This is a genomic window from Streptomyces mesophilus (assembly GCF_040300965.1).
In the GTDB taxonomy this organism is placed as follows: domain Bacteria; phylum Actinomycetota; class Actinomycetes; order Streptomycetales; family Streptomycetaceae; genus Streptomyces; species Streptomyces mesophilus_A.
The window spans coordinates 1-16,487 of record NZ_JBEPEW010000168.1; the positions used below are offsets into that span (position 1 = coordinate 1).

General features: G+C 69.8%; 19 protein-coding genes and 1 tRNA gene. 15 read left to right on the plus strand and 5 right to left on the minus strand.

Features of this window, described 5'->3' with window-relative positions:
* Positions 1-124: 124 nt before the first annotated feature.
* Positions 125-286 (plus strand): hypothetical protein, encoded by a 162-nt coding sequence (locus ABT367_RS35705; protein ID WP_352257446.1) that lies wholly within the window; start codon positions 125-127, stop codon positions 284-286.
* Between the two features lie 187 nt (positions 287-473).
* Complete coding sequence (locus tag ABT367_RS35710; RefSeq protein WP_352257457.1) at positions 474-2,021, plus strand: M28 family metallopeptidase; 1,548 nt, start codon at positions 474-476, stop codon at positions 2,019-2,021.
* A 104-nt stretch (positions 2,022-2,125) separates the two neighbouring features.
* On the opposite strand, the gene ABT367_RS35715 is transcribed toward ABT367_RS35710, so the two are convergent.
* Positions 2,126-3,682: a helicase HerA-like domain-containing protein gene (locus ABT367_RS35715; protein ID WP_352257458.1), complete on the minus strand. Its 1,557-nt coding sequence runs from the start codon at positions 3,680-3,682 to the stop codon at positions 2,126-2,128.
* A gap of 559 nt (positions 3,683-4,241) precedes the next feature.
* On the opposite strand from ABT367_RS35715, the gene ABT367_RS35720 reads away from it, so the two are divergent.
* Together ABT367_RS35720 and ABT367_RS35725 are read left to right on the plus strand one after the other, a co-directional pair.
* Entirely contained in the window at positions 4,242-4,538 is a 297-nt protein-coding gene (locus ABT367_RS35720) for a type II toxin-antitoxin system VapB family antitoxin (protein WP_003955420.1), read from the plus strand.
* A 122-nt stretch (positions 4,539-4,660) separates the two neighbouring features.
* Entirely contained in the window at positions 4,661-5,305 is a 645-nt protein-coding gene (locus ABT367_RS35725) for a LytR C-terminal domain-containing protein (protein WP_352257447.1), read from the plus strand.
* 188 nt (positions 5,306-5,493) lie between these two features.
* Here ABT367_RS35725 and upp read toward each other — a convergent pair whose 3' ends face one another.
* Positions 5,494-6,129, minus strand: coding sequence for a uracil phosphoribosyltransferase (gene upp / locus ABT367_RS35730; RefSeq protein ID WP_352257448.1), 636 nt, complete (start codon positions 6,127-6,129; stop codon positions 5,494-5,496).
* A gap of 167 nt (positions 6,130-6,296) precedes the next feature.
* Between upp and ABT367_RS35735 the strand changes: the two genes are divergently transcribed.
* From ABT367_RS35735 to ABT367_RS35775, 9 genes are all read left to right on the plus strand, one after another.
* Positions 6,297-6,485 (plus strand): hypothetical protein, encoded by a 189-nt coding sequence (locus ABT367_RS35735; protein WP_165335435.1) that lies wholly within the window; start codon positions 6,297-6,299, stop codon positions 6,483-6,485.
* Positions 6,486-6,866: 381 nt separating this feature from the next.
* Positions 6,867-7,421 carry a hypothetical protein gene (locus ABT367_RS35740; protein ID WP_352257449.1) on the plus strand — a complete coding sequence of 185 codons (555 nt, stop codon included), beginning with the start codon at positions 6,867-6,869 and terminating at the stop codon, positions 7,419-7,421.
* A 61-nt stretch (positions 7,422-7,482) separates the two neighbouring features.
* A complete protein-coding gene (gene tadA / locus ABT367_RS35745; RefSeq protein ID WP_352257459.1) occupies positions 7,483-7,911 on the plus strand; it encodes a tRNA adenosine(34) deaminase TadA in 429 nt (142 codons plus the stop codon).
* 101 nt (positions 7,912-8,012) lie between these two features.
* A tRNA-Ser gene (locus tag ABT367_RS35750) sits at positions 8,013-8,097 on the plus strand.
* Between the two features lie 514 nt (positions 8,098-8,611).
* On the plus strand, positions 8,612-8,776 hold the full coding sequence (locus ABT367_RS35755) for a hypothetical protein (RefSeq protein WP_165335433.1): 165 nt from the start codon (positions 8,612-8,614) through the stop codon (positions 8,774-8,776).
* Positions 8,777-8,974: 198 nt separating this feature from the next.
* Entirely contained in the window at positions 8,975-9,829 is an 855-nt protein-coding gene (locus tag ABT367_RS35760) for an RNA polymerase sigma factor SigF (protein ID WP_408056382.1), read from the plus strand.
* Positions 9,830-10,064: 235 nt separating this feature from the next.
* Positions 10,065-10,928, plus strand: a complete 864-nt coding sequence (locus ABT367_RS35765; protein WP_165335431.1) for an RNA polymerase sigma factor SigF — start codon at positions 10,065-10,067, stop codon at positions 10,926-10,928.
* Positions 10,929-11,043: 115 nt separating this feature from the next.
* Complete coding sequence (locus ABT367_RS35770) at positions 11,044-11,859, plus strand: hypothetical protein (protein WP_352257450.1); 816 nt, start codon at positions 11,044-11,046, stop codon at positions 11,857-11,859.
* Between the two features lie 140 nt (positions 11,860-11,999).
* A complete protein-coding gene (locus ABT367_RS35775; protein ID WP_352257451.1) occupies positions 12,000-12,650 on the plus strand; it encodes a dihydrofolate reductase family protein in 651 nt (216 codons plus the stop codon).
* A gap of 90 nt (positions 12,651-12,740) precedes the next feature.
* Here the strand turns inward: ABT367_RS35775 and ABT367_RS35780 are convergent, their stop codons facing one another.
* The 3 genes from ABT367_RS35780 to ABT367_RS35790 form a co-directional block, all read right to left on the minus strand.
* Positions 12,741-12,947, minus strand: a complete 207-nt coding sequence (locus ABT367_RS35780; RefSeq protein ID WP_352257452.1) for a hypothetical protein — start codon at positions 12,945-12,947, stop codon at positions 12,741-12,743.
* 211 nt (positions 12,948-13,158) lie between these two features.
* On the minus strand, positions 13,159-13,740 hold the full coding sequence (locus ABT367_RS35785) for a TetR/AcrR family transcriptional regulator (RefSeq protein WP_352257453.1): 582 nt from the start codon (positions 13,738-13,740) through the stop codon (positions 13,159-13,161).
* Between the two features lie 142 nt (positions 13,741-13,882).
* Positions 13,883-14,020, minus strand: coding sequence for a hypothetical protein (locus tag ABT367_RS35790; RefSeq protein WP_352257454.1), 138 nt, complete (start codon positions 14,018-14,020; stop codon positions 13,883-13,885).
* A 167-nt stretch (positions 14,021-14,187) separates the two neighbouring features.
* Between ABT367_RS35790 and ABT367_RS35795 the strand changes: the two genes are divergently transcribed.
* Together ABT367_RS35795 and ABT367_RS35800 are read left to right on the plus strand one after the other, a co-directional pair.
* On the plus strand, positions 14,188-14,670 hold the full coding sequence (locus ABT367_RS35795) for a MarR family winged helix-turn-helix transcriptional regulator (RefSeq protein WP_352257455.1): 483 nt from the start codon (positions 14,188-14,190) through the stop codon (positions 14,668-14,670).
* An 89-nt stretch (positions 14,671-14,759) separates the two neighbouring features.
* Positions 14,760-16,487, plus strand: a 1,728-nt coding sequence (locus ABT367_RS35800) for an MDR family MFS transporter (RefSeq protein ID WP_352257456.1), incomplete at its 3' end; no start/stop codon positions are given.

Genomic DNA, 16,487 nt, shown 5'->3' on the forward strand with positions numbered 1-16,487 from the left:
CTCCCCGGCGCCGCACGCCGCCCCGCCGCCCGCCCCTTCCCGTACGACCGTCCTGCGTTGCTGACCGTGCCGAGCTCCAGACGCCGCCACGCCCGGAACTCCTCCTCAGCGCTAGGACACCCCCATGCCCAAGGACCCCTACGCGGTGCTGCACGCCCTGCTCCGCGCGGAATCCGTACGCGACCGCCGCAGCCCGCGCACGGACGAACCGGCCGCCGAAACCCCCACCGCCGAACAGCCGCAGGACGTGCTGCCCGAACACCCGGGACGCGAACGCCGGGACTGAACCGGCAGGAGATCAGCAGGTGGCCCCGCATGTCAGGGACATGCGGGGCCAATCCGGCGAAACCGAACACGAGTTGCAGGGAACCTCTTTCCGGAGATCTCACCGATCGCTACCGTCCCTCCCACCTCGTTCGCACTGCCTTTGGGGAAGGACCTCTGTGAACGCATCACCTCGTTCGCGCAGCACGATCGCCGCACTCGCCGCCGTCGCGCTCGCCACACCCCTGCTGCTCGCCTCCGCGGGAACGGCCACCGCCGACCGCGGTCACGGGCACGGCAATCCGGCCAAGGACGCCCGCAAGCTCGCCCGCGAGCTGGTGGAGGACTCGTCCGCGAAGGACGCGTACCGCCATCTGCAGAAGTTCCAGGCGATAGCGGACGCCAACGACGGCCATCGCGCCGCCGGTTCGCCGGGCCACGACGCCTCGGCGAAGTATGTGTACGAGTACCTCGAGAAGGCCGGGTACAAGGTCAGTTACGACCAGTTCGAGTTCGTCTACACCGAGATGCTCGCCGAGCGCCTCGCGGTCGTGACACCCACACCGCGCACGGTCGACATCCAGGGCATGACGTACACGAAGTCGACGCCGGTCGGCGGCATCAAGGCCGCCCTCGCCGCCGTGCCGGTGGACGCCACCACCGGCTGCGAACCGGAGGACTACGCGTCCGGCACCTTCACCGGCAAGATCGCGCTGATCAAGCGCGGCGGCTGCTCCTTCGCCATCAAGCAGGCGGCCGCCGCGGACGCGGGCGCGTCCGGCGCGATCATCTACAACAACGTGGACGGAGTCCTCTCCGGGACCATAGGAGACCCGGCCGACGGCCGTATCCCGACCGGCGGCGTCACCCTGGCCGAGGGCGAGGCGCTCGCCGCCGAGGTCGCCAAGGGCGAGGTCACGGTGGACTTCGAGATCCGGGAGTTCCAGGAGGCCCGGACGACGAACAACGTCATCGCGGAGACCCGAGGCGGCGACGCCGACAACACCGTGATGCTCGGCGCCCACCTCGACTCGGTGACCGCGGGCCCCGGCATCAACGACAACGGCTCGGGCTCGGCCGGTCTGCTCGAGGTCGCCAAGGAGCTGGCCGAGGAGACCCGGCACGGCAAGGGCAAGCAGCCGCGCAACAAGATCAAGTTCGCGCTGTGGTCCGCCGAGGAGAACGGTCTGATCGGCTCGGAGAAGTGGGTCGAGAAGCTCACCGAGGAGCAGATCAAGGACATCCGCCTCTACCTCAACTTCGACATGATCGCCTCGCCGAACTACGGCCAGTTCGTCTACGACGGCGACAACTCCGACGGCGAAGGCGCGGAAGCCGGCCCCGAGGGCAGCGCCCAACTGGAGCGGGACATCAACGAGTTCCTCGACAGCAAGCGCAAGCCGCACGAGGGCACCGACTTCACCGGACGCTCCGACTACGGCCCGTTCATCGCGGTCGACATCCCGGCCGGCGGCACCTTCACGGGCGCCGAAGGCATCAAGACCCCCGAGCAGGCGGCGAAGTTCGGCGGGCAGGCGGGCGTCGCGTACGACCCGTGCTACCACGCGGCCTGCGACACCATCGACAACATCGACATGTCGGCCTTCGGCACGAACATCGACGTCATCGCCAACGCCGTCGGCACCTACGCCCACGACCTGAGCTCGCTCACCAAGCCGGTCGAGTCCGTCCCCACCGAGGGCGACGCGGGCAGCGGCGGCGGTCTGCACGAGGACCACGACCGTGTGACGGAGTGACCCTCGGCGCCTGACCCACGGAATACGGCTCGGACTTCCCTCTTACGGGGAGTCCGAGCCGTATCCGTACCGGATCCGGATCCGTGTCCGTCTCAGCAGGTGGCTCAGCGTCTGCGGGTCCCGAAGATCGACCGCGAGATCTCCCGCCCGATCTGCGTACCGAGCGAGCGGGCAAGGGACTTGAAGATGCCGCTGCCCACCACCTGGTCGACCATCGAGGCATCCTGCGCGGGTGCGGAACGGGCCGCCTTCGCCGCTTCCTTCGCGGCCTTCTCGGCTTCCTTCGCCTCCAGCTCGGCCTGCTTGGCCGCCTCGGTCTCGGCCTGCTGCGCGGTGATCTTCTCGTACGCGGACTCCGGGTCGACCTCCTCCGCGTAACGGGAGTAGAGCAGCGAGGACTTCACGGCCGCGTCGAGCGCGGTGGCATCGATCGGCCCCATCAGCGACTCGGGCGCGCGAAGCCGGGTCGCGGCCACCGGCGTCGGCGCACCCTTCTCGCTCAGCACGGTGATCACCGCCTCACCGGTGCCGAGCTGGGTGAGCAACTCCTCCAGGTCATACGCCGAGTTGGGGAAGGTCTTGACCGTCGCCTTGAGCGCCTTCTGGTCCTCGGGCGTGAAGGCCCGCAGCGCGTGCTGGACCCGGTTGCCGAGCTGGGCGAGCACATCGGCCGGCACGTCCTTCGGCGTCTGCGTCACGAAGAAGACACCGACACCCTTGGACCGGATCAGCCGCACGGTCTGCGTGATGGCCTCGAGGAAGGCCTTGCTCGCCCCGTTGAACAGCAGATGCGCCTCGTCGAAGAAGAAGACCAGCTTCGGCTTCTCGACATCCCCCACCTCGGGCAGGTTGTTGAAGAGGTCGGCCAGCATCCACATCAGGAACGTCGAGAACAGATGCGGCTTGTCCTGTACGGCGGGCAGTTCGAGCACCGACACCTGCCCGCGCCCGTCGGGCGCCGTCCGCAGGAACTCGCTCACGTCGAACTCGGGGTTCCCGAAGAACGGCGTCATCCCCTGCGCCTCGAAGGCGGTGAGCGCCCGCAGGATCACCCCGGCGGTCACCGACGAGAGCCCGCCGATGTTCTTGAGCTCGGGCTTGCCCTCGTCCGAGGTGAGGAAGGTGACGACGGCCCGCAGGTCCTTCAGGTCGTGCAGCTCAAGGCCCTTCTGATCCGCGTAATGGAAGATCAGGCCGAGCGACTGCTCCTGCGTCTGGTTCAGTTGCAGCACCTTCGACAGCAGGACGGGTCCGAAGCTGGTGACCGTCGCGCGTACGGGGATACCGGGGCCGATCCCGCCGAGCGCGTAGAACTCGCTCGGAAACCCCTTGGCCTCCCAGGTCTGCCCCACGTCCCGGGCCCGCTCCTGCACCTTGTCGTTCGCCTCGCCGGGCGCGGAGATACCGGAGACGTCGCCCTTGATGTCGGCGAGGAACACCGGGACGCCCTGCGCGGCCAGCTGCTCGGCGATCAGCTGCAGCGTCTTGGTCTTGCCGGTACCGGTGGCGCCGGCGACCAGACCGTGGCGGTTGAGCATCGACAGCGGGATCCGGATCTGGGCACCAGGCAGGCACTGCCCGTCCCACAGCAGTGCCCCGAGGTCGAGCGCCTCACCGGTGAAGGCATAGCCGCCGGCGATGGCGGCCGCTTCCTCGGGCAGCGCGACACCGGGGGTGGGCGCGGGGCCGGGGGGCGCGGGCTCGGGGGCGGGCGCGGTGGCCGGCTCCGGGGGCGCGGGGGTCGACTCGGTGGCGACGGCGGGGGTCGGGGCGGGACCGACGGGGGCCGGTGCGGGTTCCGGTGCCGGGGCGGGTTCCGGTACCGGGGCCGGTGCGGGGGCCGGGTCCGGCTCCGGGGGTGCGGCGGCGGGAGCGGCGGCCGGACCAGGAGGTGCGGTGGGAGCCGCGGCCGGACCCGGGGGCGCCGGTGCCGGAGCGGGTTCCGGGGCCGGGTCCGCAGGTGCCTGCGGGGTGGGCGCGGAACCGGGGGGTGCGGGCTCAGGGGCAGGGGTGGCCGCGGCCTCGGCACCCGCCGTGGGGGCCGTCGTGGCATCGGGCAGGTCGGCGCCCTCGGGCGCCCTCCGCTCGCTCTCGCTCATTTCAGGCCCCTGTTCCCGGTTTGACTGTTCCCGGTATGCCCCGGTTTGGGGCGGCATTTCCCAGCCTCGCACTCCGTCGCCATGGCTGCGCCCGGAGCCCCCTGCCCGGTAGGCTTTCCGTGTGATCTTCAAGCGCATCGGAAACGGCCGGCCGTACCCCGACCACGGCCGGGAAAGCACCCGGCAGTGGGCGGATGTCGCGCCGCGCCCGGTCCGCCTCGATCAGCTGGTGACCACCAAGGGCCAGCTGGACCTGGAGACCCTCCTCGCCGAGGACTCCACCTTCTACGGCGACCTCTTCGCGCATGTCGTGAAGTGGCAGGGCGACCTCTACCTCGAGGACGGCCTGCACCGCGCCGTCCGCGCCGCCCTGCAGCAGCGCCAGGTCCTGCACGCTCGCGTGCTCGAACTGGGCTAGCGCCCCGGGCACACCCCCGCGATGGCGACCTCAAGTCGGCATTGACCCTTTCGGGTTGGGTTCGGCCGCCACCCATTGATCATTTAGTAGGCAGACCCCACCCCCGGCATTACGCTGCGCCCATGAGCATGCTCACACCCCCCGGCATGGGCGGCGAATACCGCATCACGGGGGACAAGTACCCGCGGATGCGCCGCAACCGGCGGCGCCGCCGGATCGTGCTCGCGGTCTTCGCCTGCGCCGCCGTTCTCGGGCTCCTCGCCTACGGGACCATCGAGTTGATCGGTGTCTTCTCCGGCAAGAAGAGCGACAGAACCGTCGCCGCCAACAAGCCCGACTGCAAGCCGGCCGCCGCTTCCTCGGCCCCGCCGAAGAAGCCCCCGATGGTGCTGCCGAAGCCGGCGGAAGTGCAGGTCAACGTCTTCAACGCCACCCCGCGCGGCGGCCTCGCCAAGGAGACGGCGGACGAGCTCAAGAAGCGCGGCTTCATCATCGGCAAGGTGGGCAACGCGTCGAAGGAGTTCGACAAGAAGGTCAAGGGCGAAGCGATACTGCTGGGCCCCAAGTCCGCTCTGACCAAGGGAATCGTCGTCCTCGGCACCCAGGTCGCGGGCGCGGAACCGCAGACGGACGCCCGTAAGACGGCGGACATCGACCTCATCCTCGGCGCGGACTTCAAGTCCCTGGCCAAGAAGGAGGACGCGGTGAAGGCCCTGGACGCCCTGACCAAGCCGGCGGCGGCCCCTCCGAAGCCGAAGGGCTGCTGAGGCGAAGGGCTGCTGAGGCGAAGGCCGCGGCAGCCCGTTAGGGGGCTGGGGCAGTCCCCTCCCGCCCGGGGGCCGAAGCCCTTTCCAGGCTATCGGCGCCCACTGACAACGCCCGCGCCACGCACGTCACGCACTGAGGGGCCGCCGGAGATCCGGCGGCCCCTCAGCCACGTTCTGCCGTACGGGTCCTACTCGGCCGACCCGTACATCCGGTCCCCCGCGTCCCCGAGGCCCGGCACGATGTAGCCGACCTCGTTGAGCCGCTCGTCGACCGCCGCGGTCAGCACGGTGACCGGCGTACCGGCCAGCTCGCGCTCCATCACCTCGACGCCCTCGGGCGCCGCGAGCAGCACGACGGCGGTGACGTCGTCGGCGCCGCGCTTGATGAGCTCCTTGATCGCCGCGACCAGGGTGCCGCCGGTGGCGAGCATCGGGTCGACCACATAGACCTGGCGCCCGGACAGGTCCTCCGGCATCCGCGTCGCGTACGTGGACGCCTCGAGCGTCTCCTCGTTGCGGACCATCCCGAGGAAGCCCACCTCGGCGGTCGGAAGCAGCCGGACCATGCCGTCGAGCATGCCGAGCCCGGCGCGCAGGATCGGCACGACCAGCGGGCGCGGGTGGGAGAGCTTGACCCCGGTGGTCGGGCCCACGGGGGTCTCGATGTCGACCTGCTCGGTGCGCACGTCCCGCGTCGCCTCGTACGCGAGCAGCGTCACGAGCTCGTCGGCGAGACGGCGGAAGGTCGGGGAATCGGTGCGCTTGTCACGCAACGTGGTGAGTTTGTGCGCGACCAGGGGGTGGTCGACGACGTGCAGGCGCACAAGAGCCTCCAAGCTCCGGGTCACGGGTCCGAACTGCGGGCTCGACCCGCCGCCACCAGGTTACCGGCGCGAACAGGCCCCGGCTCGCGCTCACGTTCGGCACCGCACCCGTGAGCGTTCGCATCAAACCGGCCGTACGAGGGAAACTGCAGGGGCAAGACCGGAGGGTGGTGTGGCCCGTGCGAGACGAGCAGCCGCAGGAGCAGCCCGAGACCGATGCCGAGCGCCGCAGGCGCCGCGCCCAGTTCCTGCGCGAGCGCCATGAGGCCAAGGAGCTGCGCGACCGTGTGAAGCCCCGGCGCGCGCGGGCGGCACGCATGCGCCAGGCCATGCGGATGCGCACGTTCCGCTGGTGACGGGGCGGCGCGGGCCGTCCTGGCTGCCGGTCGTGCGGGGCAGTCCAGACCGGCGGCACGAGCCCACCTGACCGGTGGTGCGGCCCCTCCTGACCGGTGGTGCGGCCCCCTCCTGACCGATGGCGCGGCCCGTCCAGACCGGTGGCGCGGGTTCCCCTGACCGGTGGCACGGGCCGTCCAGACCGGTGTCCTGAGGATCACATCCGGGGCTCCTGAGGATCACAACCACGGCGCGCCGCAGACACAGCGCACCGAAGACCTCTCGCGAAGCCTTCGTTTCTGCCACGATTCCGAGTGGGCGGGGCCGAAGTGCACTTCCTCGTCCAGACTCCGCCGGGGGGACCCCCAACCGGCACGCCTCAGACCAGTGGGAGAGTCACGGTGTACTTCGCCGCACTGCTCGCGCGCACCGAAGACGGGTGGGAAGCGAGCGACACGGAGCTCGACGATGTGGAGACCCTGTCGGATCTGACAGAACTGGCCCGGGAGCACGCGGCCGGGGACACCGACGATGACACGGTGCTCGTCTTCATCGAGCAGGAAGATGTGTGGTTCGGCGTCGTCCGTGTGGACGGCGAAGAGGACCCGCGGATCTATGTCTCGGACGCGGCCGCGGCCTCCCGCAGCAGCTACGGCGAGATCCTCCTCACCGACGAGCTGCTGGGCCGTGAGCCCGGCTCCGCCGACGAGGACGACCTGGAGGACCTGACCGACCTCGACGGCACCGAGGACGGCGAGCCCGACCCGGAGGAGGACGAAGATCCCACCGCCCTCGAGGGCTCGTCCGAGGCCGTGCCCTCGGGCCCGCTCGGCGACACCCGGATCCTCGACGACCTGGGCCTGTCCGAGAAGGAACTCCTGTCCCTGCGCACCGACGCCCTGAACGAGATCGCCGAGGCCCTGGGCGCCTCGGAGGTCCTGGAGACGGTGCGCTGACCCGCATACGTACAACACCTTGAACATCTCCGATCCTGTACGCGACCGCTGGCGGGCGCCGATGGAGCACGCCCTGGAGCAGGCCGAACTGGCCCTCCGGGGCGGCGATGTCCCCGTCGGAGCCCTCGTCCTCGGCCCGGACGGCGAGCTGCTCGCCGCCGGGCACAACGAGCGCGAGGCCACCGGCGACCCCACCGCCCACGCCGAGGTCCTGGCCCTGCGCCGGGCCGCGGCCGAGCGCGGGGAGTGGCGGCTGACCGGCTGCACCCTCGTCGTCACGCTCGAACCGTGCGTGATGTGCGCGGGCGCGCTCGTGCAGTCCCGTATCGCCCGGGTCGTCTACGGGGCGCGGGACGAGAAGGCCGGCGCGGCGGGCTCCCTGTGGGATCTCGTCCGCGACCGGCGTCTCAACCACCGCCCCGAGGTGATCGCGGGTGTCCTGGAGGCGGAGTGCTCGGCCCGCCTCACCCGCTTCTTCCGGGACCGCTGAGGGCCCGCCCCGGCCCGCTGGGTCCGGTGTGCGCCACCTCACGGCGGGCATCGCGGATACGGATTTCTGACCAGGGGCTCCTTTGGGCTAAGCTCTCTCTCGGTAGCGTGTCCGAGCGGCCGAAGGAGCTCGCCTCGAAAGCGAGTGTGGCGCAAGTCACCGAGGGTTCAAATCCCTCCGCTACCGCTTGAGAAGGGCCCCGGCATCGCCGGGGCCCTTCGTGCTTTCCCCGAGGGCCCGCGAACTCACGCCTTCGGCAAGCGCTTTGAGCGGCATGCTCGAGCACCCGTTCCTCACCCGGCGTTTAAGGACCTTAGGCCCGCCAAGGCAGGCCCTTTGCCGCACTGTGCCGGTCCCGTACAGGAGCAGGATGGTTGGTGAGCCCGGCGGATCTGGCAGGAATCCGCAGGCTCTCGGGACCCGGCTCTACTGCGGGGTCCACGCCGCGAGCTTCCCCCCTGACTGCGGCGTGGACTGAAGAGCCAGGTCCTCGTCGGGGGAAGCGGCTTGTCCCCCCGATGCCGCTTCCCCCGCCCACTCGGAGCGAAGCCCCGGCACCTTCACGGAGCCGGGGCTTTCGCCGTGGAGCCGGAGAAGCTGTGCAGGCCGTAGAGCCAATGGAGGCACCTTCACCGGGGCCCGTGAGCCGTGGATAGACTCACCCGACTGCACGCAGGAAGACAGGGCGGGGAGGCCGAACGTGGTGCAAGCGAAGAAGGTCGCGCTCTACATGGTCGTCGTCTTCGTGCTGTACACGATCATCACGTCCCCGGAACGGGCCGCAGACCTCGTCCAGGTGGGCTTCGAGGGCATTTCCGACGCTGCTCAGGGCGTCGGCGACTTCATGTCGGAGCTCGTGAACTAGACCCCCGCACACCGGCTCCGCAGTCAGCCCGGGTATCCCGCCCTCCACTCGAACGTGGGGGGCATTTTTAGGTTTACGCCCCAACTTGCCTTCAACACGGCCTTATACGGTGCTTGCACACAGTGCACATGTCTTGTGATGCTATGACCGCTTTTGCGAAATGTTGATCGGTTGCATCGATAAGGGGTGGCGTTGACTGTGCCGGCCAGTACTGCTCCCCAAGTGCCGTCCCAGGAACCCGCGGCCGGATCCGCGGACGGCGGCGACCGTGTGCTCTCCCCCGCCAAGCAGCGGACCGCGGACACCCGGGCCCTGACCCAGGTGCTCTTCGGCCAGCTCAAGCAGCTGACCGTCGGCACCCCCGAGCACAGCCGCGTACGCGCCGCGCTGATCGAGGCGAACCTACCGCTGGTGCGGTACGCCGCCGCGCGCTTCCGCAGCCGCAACGAGCCGATGGAGGACGTGGTCCAGGTCGGCACCATCGGCCTGATCAACGCGATCGACCGCTTCGACCCGGACCGCGGGGTGCAGTTCCCGACCTTCGCGATGCCCACGGTGGTCGGCGAGATCAAGCGGTACTTCCGCGACAACGTGCGCACCGTCCACGTACCGCGCCGGCTGCACGAGCTGTGGGTGCAGGTGACCAGCGCGACCGAGGATCTGACGACCGCGTTCGGACGCTCACCGACCACCGCCGAGATCGCCGAGCGGCTGCGGATCACCGAGGACGAGGTCCTTGCCTGCATCGAGGCCGGGCGTTCGTACCACGCGACCTCGCTCGAGGCCGCCCAGGAGGGCGACGGGCTGCCGGGACTGCTCGACCGGCTCGGTTACGAGGACCCCGCGCTCGACGGCGTGGAGCACCGCGATCTCGTACGGCATCTCCTGGTGCAACTGCCCGAGAGGGAGCAGCGGATTCTGCTCCTGCGCTACTACAGCAATCTCACGCAGTCGCAGATCAGCGCCGAACTGGGCGTCTCGCAGATGCATGTGTCAAGGCTCCTCGCCCGGAGCTTCGCGCGACTTCGATCCGCAAACAGGATCGAAGCGTAGCTGGATCGAGTAGCGCTCTTTTGGGCCTACTTGAGCGCGCGAAAAGCCGCAGAACCCCCTTTACCTGCGCAGATTCGGCCCTTTCTTGTCGACATGTCACTACAGCGTGTTGCCGACATGTGACATTCTGCTGGAACCGCGTTTGCCGCAGCCCCACGACCGGTATTCAGGTGGAGGCTGCGTTCCTTGAAGACGGGAGCCGGCCGCGACCGTCCGCGACCCAAGAGGGGGTGGCATGTCCGCAGATCAGGGCAGCTCGAAGGTGCTCACGCGCAGTGCGGCGAACGCAGCCGATGTGCTGGACCGCGCAGAAATCCCGGTTGATTCCCGCCCGGCAGTCATCGACACCCGCACCCTGTCCCGCTCGCTCTTCCTGCGGCTTGCGACGCTCGACGAGGACAGCCCGGAGCGTACGTATGTACGCGACACCCTCATCGAGTTGAACCTCCCGCTCGTGCGCTACGCCGCGGCACGGTTCCGCAGCCGCAACGAGCCGATGGAGGACATCGTCCAGGTCGGCACCATCGGCCTGATCAAGGCGATCGACCGCTTCGACTGTGAACGCGGCGTCGAGTTCCCGACGTTCGCGATGCCGACCGTCGTCGGCGAGATCAAGCGCTTCTTCCGCGATACGTCCTGGTCGGTGCGGGTGCCGCGCAGACTCCAGGAGTTGCGCCTGGCGCTGACCAAGGCCAGCGACGAGCTCGCGCAGAAGCTCGACCGCTCCCCGACCGTGCCCGAACTCGCCGCTGTGCTCGGCGTATCGGAGGAGGACGTCGTCGACGGCCTCGCGGTCGGCAACGCGTACACCGCCTCCTCGCTCGACTCACCGGCCGTCGAGGACGACGGCGGCGAGGGCTCACTCGCGGACCGGCTCGGCTACGAGGACGCGGCGCTTGAAGGCGTCGAGTACCGCGAGTCGCTCAAGCCGCTGCTGGCCAAACTGCCGCCGCGCGAGCGCCAGATCATCATGCTGCGGTTCTTCGCGAACATGACGCAGTCGCAGATCGGCGAAGAGGTCGGCATCTCGCAGATGCACGTCTCGCGCCTGCTCACGCGGACCCTCGCACAGCTCAGGGAAGGGCTGATCGCGGACTGAGGTCCGGGGCCGGGCCGGCTGAAATCCGGTCCCGGCCACGGGAGTTGTTGACGGGGCTTCTGATTGCAGGAATCCCAGGGTTCCTAATTGACGCCCCGTCAGCCACACTGGCGCGATGAGCGCCAGGAGTCTCTTCCTTCGCCGGCGCCGCGGCATGGCCGTCGCGGCCTCCGCCGCCGTGGTCTGCCTCGGCACCCTGCTCGCCGCCTGTGGCAGCGGCACGTCCGACGACGGTTACGTGGCCGTCGGTGCGGCGGGTGCCGGGCCCAGCGACCGGGTCGAACCGGTGGAGCCCACGGAGGACGTGGAGTTCGTACCGCTGGACGAGAACGGGGACGAGAAGCCGTCGTCCGGTTCGTCGAAGAAGGGCGGCGCGGACTCCGGCGGGGGCACGTCCACTGCGGGCGGCGGCTCCGGCGGGAACGGTGGCACGGACAGCGCAGGCTCCGGCTCGGGATCGGGCGGCTCGGAGGGGGAGTCGTCCGGCGGGAGCGGGAGTACGGGCGCGTCCGGTGCGTCCGGCTCCTCCGGTGGTACGGGAGGAGCCGGCGGGTCCGGCGGTGACTCCGGTGGTACGTCGGGCAGTTCGGGCTCCTCGCCAAGTGCCGAGACCCCTGCCGGGCCCGCGGTGCTCAAGGTCGTCGGCGAGCCCGTGCGCAAGGCGACCGACAAGCGCTGGTGCGAGAAGGTCACCCTGACGCTGCACAACACCGGTGGTACGGCGGTGCGTTCGGGCGAGGTGACCTTCGGGACGCACATCATCGGCGGCCTCGGGGTCGACTGGGCGACCATCAAGTCCACGCACAAGGTGGCAGCTCCGATCGCCGCGGGCGCGAAGAAGCAGCAGACGTGGACGGTGTGCGTCGAGGCGTGGCGCGTACCCCTCGGGATGCACATCGAGACGCAGGACGTCTCGGTGAAGTGGCAGTAGGGCGGCGCGGGTGCCGGGGCGCTCTCTGAGGCGTCCTGAAAAAGTTTCGGGCAGCTGTCGATCCGGCCGGATCTCGTTCGACGTCATGATGTGCGGCGCCTCGCCGCACGATGACGCGACAGGACCTGGCGAGGGAACAAGTGGATCAACTGCTGAGAGTCATGAACTTCAACGTCTCGAGCGACGGCATCGCGGCCGGTGCCGCTGAGCACCAGAGCCTCGAGCGGCCGTTCGGCCTCGACCATGCCGAGCGGCTGTTCTCGTGGGCCGGCGCCACGGCGAGCTGGCCGATGCGGACGGATCCCGGTGGGAGTCGGGGACTCGACGACTACTTCACCCGTGACTTCGCGCGCAACATCGGTGCCGAGATCATGGGCCGCAACAAGTTCGGGCCCCAGCGCGGGCCCTGGCGCGGCGAGGAGTGGCGCGGGTGGTGGGGGGACGAGCCCCCGTTCCGTACTCCGGTGTTCGTGATGACCCACCACACGCGGCCGTCGTTCACGCTCTCCGACACCACGTTCCACTTCGTCGACGACGATCCGGCCACGGTCCTCGGACGGGCGCGGGAAGCGGCGCAGGGCAGGGATGTCCGGCTCGGTGGCGGGGTCACCACCATCCGGCAGTTCCTCGACGCCGGCCTGGTCGACACCCTGCACGTGGCGGTCTCACCGGTGAAGCTCGGGTCCGGACTGCGGCTGTGGGAGTCCCCCGAGGAACTGCTCGACCGCTTCCACCTGGAGGTCGTGCCCAGCGCGAGCGGCGTGACGCACCACCTGTTCTGGCGGAAGTGAGACGAGGCCGGCGGAAGCGAGGTGAGGCGTGGCCGAAGTGAGGTGGGGGCCCGGTGCCGGACGTCGGCGCCGGGCTTCCCGGTCAGCTCACTAGCCGAGCGCGAGCCAGGCCACCGCGGCGACGATGACGACGGCCGCGATGACGCCGACGATCAAGCCGATCCGCGGTCCCGCGGGAGCGGGGGCGGCCTGTGCGCGGCGCGGAGCGCCCTCGTCGACGAAGGCGCGGAACATCTGGGTGCTGCCCGCGGGGTCGTGGCTCTCGGGACCCTGGGGCGCCTGGGGGTTGTGTGCCATGGGGCAGGACCCTAGCGAAGTCGAGGACCCGGCCCAACCCCAGGGCCCGGGCCCCATGGTCCCGGTGCGCGGTCCTCACCATCCGCGTACGCGACGCTCACCGTGGGGATGGCTTCTGCTGATGTCGCCATCGCTGCCTCTGCGACTTCGGCGACGCCTCGCGGTTTCCGCCGTTTCCGCCGTTTCCGCCGTTTCAGCCGTTTCAGCCGTTTCAGCCGTTGCCGGTCATCCCGCCGATCCTGGCGGCCAGTTCAGCGGTGATGCCGTCGAACACGGTGGACAGCGAGCGCTCCTCCGGAGCGTCCAGCCACTGGTCGAACGCGGCGCGGAACGCGCTCACGCCCGTCTCCGCCAGCACCTCGGCCAGCGGCGACGGGGTGCCGCGTGCGCGGAGGGCGTCCGCGACATGGGTGGCGATCAGGGCGAACTTGGTGCGTTCGCGCTCCTGGAGCTCCTCGCTGCTCCGGATCACGACCCGTCGGTTCGCGGCGGTCGGCACCAGTTCTTCGGCGAGCTGGTCGCCGATCTCCCGTAGCGCCGTCACGGTGGCCTCCCAGGCGCTGAGCCCGGGGTCGGCCCCGGCCACCGCGTCGCCGACGGCCGACGCCAGGAGTTCGGAACCCGCGAAGAGGACGTCCCGCTTGTCCGCGAAGTAGCGGGAGAACGTACGCCGGGTGAGCCCCGCGCGCTCCGTGATGTCGGCAACGGTCACACGCTCGTATCCACGCTCGAGGAACAGCTCGACCGCGGAATCTCTCAGCCGCTCTTTCGCGCGGGGAATCCAGCGAGGCATTTCTTCACCTTATGCGGGCCTGGACGGGACATCGGCGCAAGGACCGGGCATCGGGGCAAGGACCGGTCGGGGCAAGGACTCGTCGGAGCAAGGACCGGTCGCGGCAAGGACCGGCCCGCGCAAAGACCGGTCCGCGCAGTGCCTAGTCGATGAACGTGCCACCCGCAGCGGCCGCGATCTCGTGGCCGAAGAGAGCGGCCGGGGTGTGGGCGCCCGGCCTGCCCTCCCCCTTCGCGAGCCGGACCGCCGTCTCCGCGGCGACGCCTGCCGTGTAGTCCATCGCGTCGCCGGCGCGCAGCCAGCCCTCGCGGCGCGTGCCGTCGGACGGGCCTTTGCCGGACCATTGCCAGGACTTTAAGTGCTTTGGTCCCTTTTAATTTGCCTGCGGCAACCATCTGCTTCTATGGTTGCCCTAAGCAACAAACCAGATGTCCCGGGGGATGCCCAATGGCCGCGCAGGAGCAATACGGGGAGCTCGCCCGGCAGTTGAGCGGTGTCAGCGCGGTCAAGCGGGATCTTGCCCGCGTGCTGCCGGCCGACTGCCCGCCCGGCTCCGCCGCCGTGCTGACCGTGCTCGACAAGCACGGTGAGATGCGGATGAGCCGGCTCGCCGAACTGCTCGCCATCGACATGTCGGTCACCAGCCGGCACGTCGCCCATGTCGCCGACCGCGGCTGGATCGACCGCGATCCCGACCCCGGCGACCGCCGCTCACGCATCCTCAGGCTCACGCCCGCCGGGCGGCAGCGGCTCGCCGAGCTCGCCGAGCGCTATACGCAGGCGCTCGCGCACTGCCTGAGCGGCTGGTCCGACGACGAGGTCGGCCAGCTCAACGCGCTGCTCGCCAAGCTGCACGCCAGCTTCGGCGAGTGCCGGGGGAGCACACCCCGGTTGCAGCACCTGGCCGAGCCGCCGCCGTTGCCGGCCTGAGCCTCCACCCGAGCTCTGCCCGTACGAGCCATATCCGTACGGCCGAATCCCCCCGCAAACCGCAACAAAGCACGAAGAGAAGGACTTTCATGGCAACGACCACACCCACCGGTGTGCGGGGCAGCCATGCCAAGCACGGAGGCCCGTCGGCGACCGACGGCGCCCCGATGACGCACAAGCAGATCATGGAGGCGCTCTCCGGTCTGCTGCTCGGCATGTTCGTGGCGATCCTGTCGTCCACGATCGTCTCCAACGCCCTGCCGGAGATCATCTCCGACCTCGGCGGCGGCCAGTCCGCATACACCTGGGTCGTCACCGCCGCCCTGCTCTCCATGACGGCCGCGACGCCGCTGTGGGGCAAGCTCGCCGACCTGTTCAGCAAGAAGCTGCTCGTCCAGATATCGCTCGTCATCTATGTGGCGGGGTCCATCGTCGCCGGTCTTTCGACCAGCGCCGGGATGCTGATCGCCTGCCGTGTCGTGCAGGGCATCGGTGTCGGCGGTCTGTCCGCGCTCGCCCAGATCGTGATGGCCGCGATGATCGCGCCGCGCGAACGCGGCCGCTACAGCGGCTACTTGGGCGCCACCTTCGCCGTCGCGACCGTCGGCGGTCCGCTGCTCGGCGGTGTGATCACCGATCACTGGGGCTGGCGCTGGTGCTTCTACGTCGGTGTGCCGTTCGCGATCATCGCGCTCGTCGTGCTGCAGAAGACCCTCAAGCTGCCGGTCACCAAGCGCAAGGTGAAGGTCGACTGGACCGGTGCCTTCCTCATCTCGGCGGCCGTCTCGCTGCTCCTGATCTGGGTGACCTTCGCCGGCGACAAGTACGACTGGATGTCCTGGCAGACCGGGGCGATGGTCGGCGGTTCGCTCGCGCTGATCGCGCTGTTCCTGTTCACCGAGACCAAGGCCAGCGAGCCGATCATCCCGCTGCGGCTCTTCCGCAACCGCACCATCACGCTGGCCTCGCTCGCCTCGCTGTTCGTGGGTGTCGCGATGTTCAGCGGCACGGTGTTCTTCAGCCAGTACTTCCAGCTCGCGCGGGACAAGTCCCCGACGATGTCCGGGATCATGACGATCCCGATGATCGGCGGACTCTTCGTCTCCTCGACGCTCTCGGGCCAGATCATCACCAAGACCGGCAAGTGGAAGGGCTGGCTGGTCGCCGGCGGTGTCCTGGTGACGGCCGGTCTGGGTCTGCTCGGCACGATGCGGTACGACACCCCGTACTGGCATCTGGCGATCTACATGGCCCTGATGGGTCTCGGCATCGGCATGATGATGCAGAACCTCGTGCTCTGCACCCAGAACCAGGTCGACCCCAGTGACCTCGGCGCGGCCTCGTCCGTCGTCACCTTCTTCCGCTCCCTCGGTGGTGCGATCGGTGTCTCGGCGCTCGGTGCCGTCATGGCCACCCGGGTGACGGACTACGTCAAGGACGGGCTCACCGAGCTGGGTCCCAAGGGCGCCGAGCTCGGTCACGCCGGTACCGGTGGCGGCGGCATTCCGAACCTGGACCAGCTGCCCGCGCCGATACGGACCGTCATGGAGGTCGCGTACGGACACGGTGTCGCCGATGTCTTCCTGTACGCCGCTCCGGCCGCCGGACTCGCCTTCCTGATCACGCTGTTCATCAAGGAGGTCCCGCTGCGGACCGCCCACGCGGCGCCGGCGCCCGAGGTGTCCGAGGAGCCGGTGGAGGCCTCGCCCGTCGCGGCGGCCGCCGCGGCCGAGGTGACCACGGTCGCCGAGCCGGCCGCCCTCTCTGACGGCACCCCGGTCCGCGGCACCGTCCGCACCGCCGACCAGGCCCCCGTG

Bases quoted from the DNA above. Each gene is read 5' to 3' on its own strand.
- ABT367_RS35705 (WP_352257446.1), top strand. From the start codon at position 125: ATGCCCAAGGACCCCTACGCGGTGCTGCACGCCCTGCTCCGCGCGGAA.
- ABT367_RS35725 (WP_352257447.1), top strand. From the start codon at position 4,661: ATGAGCATGCTCACACCCCCCGGCATGGGCGGCGAATACCGCATCACG.
- tadA (WP_352257459.1), top strand. From the start codon at position 7,483: ATGGAGCACGCCCTGGAGCAGGCCGAACTGGCCCTCCGGGGCGGCGAT.
- ABT367_RS35765 (WP_165335431.1), top strand. From the start codon at position 10,065: ATGTCCGCAGATCAGGGCAGCTCGAAGGTGCTCACGCGCAGTGCGGCG.
- ABT367_RS35770 (WP_352257450.1), top strand. From the start codon at position 11,044: ATGAGCGCCAGGAGTCTCTTCCTTCGCCGGCGCCGCGGCATGGCCGTC.
- ABT367_RS35780 (WP_352257452.1), bottom strand. From the start codon at position 12,947: ATGGCACACAACCCCCAGGCGCCCCAGGGTCCCGAGAGCCACGACCCC.
- ABT367_RS35785 (WP_352257453.1), bottom strand. From the start codon at position 13,740: ATGCCTCGCTGGATTCCCCGCGCGAAAGAGCGGCTGAGAGATTCCGCG.
- ABT367_RS35790 (WP_352257454.1), bottom strand. From the start codon at position 14,020: ATGGACTACACGGCAGGCGTCGCCGCGGAGACGGCGGTCCGGCTCGCG.
- ABT367_RS35795 (WP_352257455.1), top strand. From the start codon at position 14,188: ATGGCCGCGCAGGAGCAATACGGGGAGCTCGCCCGGCAGTTGAGCGGT.